This is a genomic window from Limnospira sp., from assembly GCF_051859755.1.
GTDB lineage: Bacteria > Cyanobacteriota > Cyanobacteriia > Cyanobacteriales > Microcoleaceae > Limnospira > Limnospira fusiformis.
Genome location: NZ_JBIMLI010000238.1, coordinates 1 through 4,133, shown reverse-complemented (window position 1 = coordinate 4,133; position 4,133 = coordinate 1). Strand labels below are relative to the sequence as shown.

Sequence of the window (4,133 nt, the reverse complement as noted above, 5' to 3'; positions counted from 1 at the left end):
GTAACTATAGGGGGCTGGCATTTTTGGTCTTCTTAGTCATCTCGTCCTCTCCATTATACGTCCTAACTTTCCTGTCTGGTACTATAAATGATTGTAGTGGAGTTTAAAGCCAAAGGGAAGTCAAATCACGTGCATTGCCATTTATGAGGCCATCCGAACTGCTCAGTTCATCCGCAATAAAGCCGTCCGTTTCTGGATGGATAATTCAGGAATTGGGCAGAAGGATTTGTATCGCCTAGCGCAAAACACGCTCGAGATGAATTTCCTTTTGCTCGCGACTTAAACTCCAGTGCCTGTCAAGCTTCCATTGAAAGAGCATATTCGGCGATCGCAAGGTTCTACGATAACTGCCGGAAAGCCATTCCAGGAAAGAAAGGCTTTCCCAAGTTCAAAAAGAACAGTCGTTCAGTTGAATACAAGACTTCTGGGTGGAAGCTATCAGAAACTCGTAAGAAAATAACCTTCACCGACAAAAAAGGCATAGGCCAGCTTCAACTCAAAGGAACATGGGATTTACATTTCTACCCGCTCGAACAAATCAAACGGGTTAGGCTTATTCGTCGTGCGGACGGCTACTATGTTCAATTTATGCTCAAAGCGGATGTTAAAGTAGATAGTCAGCCCACGGGTAAAGCGATTGGTTTGGACGTAGGATTAAAGGAATTTTATACCGATTCTAATGGTCAAGCGCGAACCTAACCCCAGATTTTATCGAAAGGGTGAGAGCCGCTTGAAATTTAGACAAAAGCGTGTTTCTCGCAAAAAGAAAGGCTCATCCAACCGAAAGAAAGCGATTAACCAACTAGGACGAGTACACCTCAAGATAAGTAGGCAACGTGTTGGCGAAGCCTGCGCGAAGCGCATAGAACACGCCAAGAGACTGGCGCGTTGCGTAATCCAATCTAACGATTTGGTCGCTTATGAAAACTTGAGGGTAAAGAATTTGGTTAGAAACCACTGTCTCGCCAAGTCGATTAATGATGCTCTTTGGTATCAATTCAGGAAGTGGCTAGAGTATTTTGGGGTTAAGTTTGGCAAGGTGACGGTTGCCGTTAACCCGGCTTATACTTCCCAAGAATGCTCTAACTGTGGTGCAGTGGTCAAAAAAGCCCTATCCACTCGAACTCATGTTTGTCAATGTGGGTTAAACTTGGATCGGGATAGGAATGCTGCGCTCAACATCCTGTTCGCGCAGCGTTGCGCAGCAAAGTCAGCCTTGTGTACGCTAGGGCATAGCGGAACATGGGTCTTATACCCGAACGCTTCAGGAGATTCGACCTATACTATGGCTGGAGCAATCCTGTCAAAGCAAGTTGGGTCTATGAATGAAGAATCCCCTCGCCTTTAGGCAATGGGAGTGTCAAAGGATTATCTGATGAAGAATATTCCCCTTGACGAGTTGATTCCCAAACTGCAAACTCCAGAGGAACGGGAATTGGTTTTGGCTTTGGGTTATCAGGTGATTAGCTCTAGTGCTAGGGTTACAGAGGAGCCAATGATTAATGATGAAGAGGCACGCGCCTATCAAAAATTGCTAGAATTGCTTAATCTTCCCGAAGCCCGGGTTAAGGAATTAGAAGCAACAGTTGACGCTCAACTTCAAAAATCCGAAGGACTGGTGAAGTCAATGAGTCGTCAATTAGGGCAATTTTTTCGGGAAGTCAGTCAATAGCTATAGTTTCGGCTGCTAAATGATGGATGCAATTAATGATTTGATCAAACAGGCTCACCAAGGTAGTGTGGTCGCCATAGTTGAGGTACTTAATTATTATCTGGCGGAAAGTAAGGTAATAATTAGGGCTGTTTTTGTGGGGGGTATTCTGCAATTACTTTGTGAAGGAAAGCAAGCAGAATATCTGGATAAATCATATTTAGTCCGTGAGATTAAGGACGTTTTAGAGACAATTGCTCCCCGGAAGATTCGCCGAGTTAGCATCCATAGTCGTGTCTTTAATCAACATCAATTACTGTGGTTAGAGGATATTCTGGATAGTCCAGATAGTGAACTGCTTTGGTCAGAAAATATCACCATAAAAAAACCACATATATGGGCGGGATTACCGGGTCATACTAGTGGGGGACTAATTGATAGTTATCCATCTCAGGAATTGGTGCAAAAGCAACAATCGTCACGGGGTATATTAATTGCGCTCATCAGCATAATTGTGTTATTAATTGTGGGGGTATTTGCTTTTTATCAATGGATGAGTTTAGCGGTTACTCAATTGTTTAACTCGGATTATACATCGGTGAAACCTACTCCCAATCAGACAATTTCTGATGATGTATTATCGGATGAAGAGTTGTTTAAACAGGCTGTCCAATTAGCTGAAAATGCTGTGTCTTTAGGAAGGGATGCAATGACTGATAGGGAATGGTTAGAAATTGCGGAAAAATGGCGGGCGGCGGCTGATTTAATGGCGGCTGTATCTCCTAGCTATCCTCGCTATGCTACGGCTCAAAATCGGGTGGCTTTGTATCGTCGGAATCAGGAAATAGCTTTGTCGGAAGCGAGAATTTCTCGGTAATCTAATCAGCAAAATTTGGTGGTGTGAGGGGATAATTGAATGCGTAAAGAATATTATAAACTGGTGCGCGATCGCATTCCTGAAATGATACGACAATCTGGAGGTAAGCCGGAAATCAAGGTTTTATCTGAGGCGGAATATCGCATAGCTTTACGAAATAAGTTAAGGGAAGAAGCCGAGGAAGTTCAAGAAAGCGATGATGCTAGTCTATTGGAGGAATTAGCAGATATTTTAGAGGTGGTTGAATCGTTGAAGAAAAGTTATAACATATCCGATGAGCAGATACAATTAAAAGTTGATGAAAAACGAGCGCAACGAGGTGGTTTTAAACAGAAAATAATGTTATTATGGACTGCATAAATTTCGGATAATTGGTCAGCTATTATCACACCATAATTTGAGATATATAAATGCAATCAGACATAGAAAATAACTGGGGGATTCAAGCCATTAACTTATTAGTTAATATAAACATTATTTTAGGGTATCCAGATGGTACATTTCGCCCCAATGCACCTGTAACTAGGGCTGAGTTTGCTACGTTAATGTGTAGGATGTTTGATGATGCACCGATAATTCAGGAGGCGATCGCCTATAAAGATGTTGCCGATAACTATTGGGCAAAATCGAATATTGAACAAGCGACTCGCCGAGGTTTTTTGGCCTGCTATCCTGACGGTACATTTCGCCCACAGCAACCTATTCCTAGGGTGCAAGCCTTAATTGTTTTAGCGGCACATCTACAGCATAGAATCCCTGAAAACCCGGAAGAAATTCTCACACAATATTTTGATGATGCGGCGGCAATCCCCAATTATGCTAGGGAAAGAATTGCCGCTGGGGCGATTGAAAATTTAGTGGTTAATTATCCATAAGTTCGACAACTCAAGCCTAATCAAAATGCTACTAGGGGTGAAATCGCGGCTTTTTTATGTCAAGCCTTGCGACCTAGAAATGTGGTGTCTTGGGAATATATCGCCTATAGTAATTTATTCGCAATTACCCCTCAATTTGACTATGCGGCAAAATTTTCCGAAGGATTAGCTAATGTCATCATTAATGGTCAAAATTGCTTCATTAATACAGAAGAAAATATCGTGATCACTTTGGCAAGTGATATTATATCTTTGGGGGCATTTTCGGAGGGAATGGCTAGTGTCAACATGGATGATAAAAGTGGATATATTGACCGGGAAGGTAGACTAGCAATTCCTGCCAAATTTAGTTTGAATCCTGTCTATTATTTTGCGGAAGGTTTGGCATTAGCTAAACTTTATGATCAGACAAAATGGGGATATATTAATAAATCAGGTGATTGGCACATTATAGCTAAATTTGATGGTGGGGGTAGCTTTTCCCAAGGACGGGCAAAAGTTAGGATCGGATCTGAATGGGGATATATTGACCGGGAAGGTAACTCGATTATTGAACCTAAATTTTCAGAAGCTGGGGAATTTGCGGAGGGTCTAGCCCCAGTTAAATTAAATCATCAATGGGGATACAGCCTTTACACAAAACACAAAGTACAGTATAATGTATGGCTATTGTATAAGTTATCACAACCAACTACCATGAGCCGTTACTCTTTAGATTTTCGGAAAAAGA

General features: G+C 41.9%; 5 protein-coding genes and 1 pseudogene. All 6 read left to right on the top strand.

Annotated features, from left to right (window positions below; translation table 11 throughout):
* Positions 1-87: 87 nt before the first annotated feature.
* A pseudogene (locus ACTIE0_RS23145) lies at positions 88-1,348 on the top strand (RNA-guided endonuclease InsQ/TnpB family protein).
* A gap of 27 nt (positions 1,349-1,375) precedes the next feature.
* Positions 1,376-1,672, top strand: coding sequence for a hypothetical protein (locus ACTIE0_RS23140; RefSeq protein WP_006668220.1), 297 nt, complete (start codon positions 1,376-1,378; stop codon positions 1,670-1,672).
* Between the two features lie 19 nt (positions 1,673-1,691).
* On the top strand, positions 1,692-2,528 hold the full coding sequence (locus ACTIE0_RS23135) for a hypothetical protein (RefSeq protein ID WP_006668221.1): 837 nt from the start codon (positions 1,692-1,694) through the stop codon (positions 2,526-2,528).
* A gap of 39 nt (positions 2,529-2,567) precedes the next feature.
* The gene (locus ACTIE0_RS23130; RefSeq protein WP_006624895.1) at positions 2,568-2,888 is read left to right on the top strand and encodes a nucleoside triphosphate pyrophosphohydrolase; all 321 of its coding nucleotides are present in this window, start codon (positions 2,568-2,570) and stop codon (positions 2,886-2,888) included.
* Between the two features lie 50 nt (positions 2,889-2,938).
* A complete protein-coding gene (locus ACTIE0_RS23125; RefSeq protein ID WP_006624896.1) occupies positions 2,939-3,403 on the top strand; it encodes an S-layer homology domain-containing protein in 465 nt (154 codons plus the stop codon).
* 84 nt (positions 3,404-3,487) lie between these two features.
* A partial coding sequence (locus tag ACTIE0_RS23120; protein WP_439517005.1) for a WG repeat-containing protein occupies positions 3,488-4,133 on the top strand: 646 nt, incomplete at its 3' end.